Annotated in this window: 1 protein-coding gene; it reads left to right on the forward strand. The window is 63.3% G+C overall.

What is annotated here, in order from left to right; genetic code table 11:
* A partial coding sequence (locus GD1_RS24000; protein ID WP_059040035.1) for a transposase occupies positions 1–1,173 on the forward strand: 1,173 nt, incomplete at both ends.

Consider the following 1,173-nt stretch of genomic DNA (forward strand, 5'->3'; position numbering starts at 1 on the left):
TGTGGGCCGGGCCGGTTATCACCCCGACATGTTGTTGACGTTGCTGATCTGGGGATGGGCCCAAGGCCAACGATCCTCCCGGAAACTGGAACGGTTGTGTCACCGCGATATCACCTACCGCATCATTTGTGCTGGTGACGTCCCCGACCACGTGACGATCTCAAGGTTCCGCGCCGAGTGCGCCGAGGTGGTCGAGGACCTGTTCACCCAGGTCTTGATGTTGTGTGCACGGGTCGGGATGGTCGAGTTGGGGGTGGTGGCCCTCGACGGCGTCAAGATCGCCTCGAACGCCTCGTTGGGAGCCAACCGCACCGAAGCCGGCCTGCGTAAAGCACTGGCCGCCGAAGCCGCCCGCGCCGCCGCCGAACACGCAGACACCGATGCCGACGAAGACACCACAGACGGTGACAGTGGTTCTGGTGACCAACTACCGGCCGAGTTGGCCGAACCCAGCATCCGGGCACAACGGATCGCTGATGCCCTCGCCCAGATGCCTAAACCCGCAGTAGATCCGGTTGAACGGGCCCGCTCCGAGGTTCGCGTGCGGGAGAGCTCGTATGCGCGGGTCGCAACGATCCAGCAGGAACGGATCGACCGCTGGTATCAAGGCCGGGTAGGACGTCCGCCGAAACCGATCGATGAAGCCGTGACGGTCGTACAGGCCCGTGCCCGACTCGATGCGGCGATCACACGTGCCGAGCAGGCCGTCGCCGCTGCAGCATCCGACACTGGCGCCAAATTGGATGGGCCGCAACGTAATATGACCGACCCGCAGTCGCGGTCGATGCCGATGCGTGGGGGTGGGTGGATTCAGGGTTACAACTGTCAGGCCGTGACGAGTTCGGATGGTGTGATCATCGCGGTCGAGGTTTCCAACAATCCGTCTGATGGTGCGATGTTCGTCGGTATGAGTAAACGGGCCGTTGCGGCTGCCCAGGTGATCGATGCGGCACGACCAGAAGGGTCCGACGCCAACGGTATTGGTGTCATTCTTGCCGATGCCGGGTATCTGTCCGAGGAAGCGTTGACTGCTGGGGGTCCTGACCGGCTGATCGCGACGGGAAAGTCACGCGAGCTCAATCGCACCGCCCGTGACCAGCCAACTGTTGGTCCACCTCCCTCCGATGCCACCCCGGTTGAACAGATGGCTCACCGGTTGGCCACGGTTGAGGG

The sequence above is a fragment of the Gordonia desulfuricans NBRC 100010 genome (assembly GCF_001485495.1).
GTDB lineage: Bacteria > Actinomycetota > Actinomycetes > Mycobacteriales > Mycobacteriaceae > Gordonia > Gordonia desulfuricans.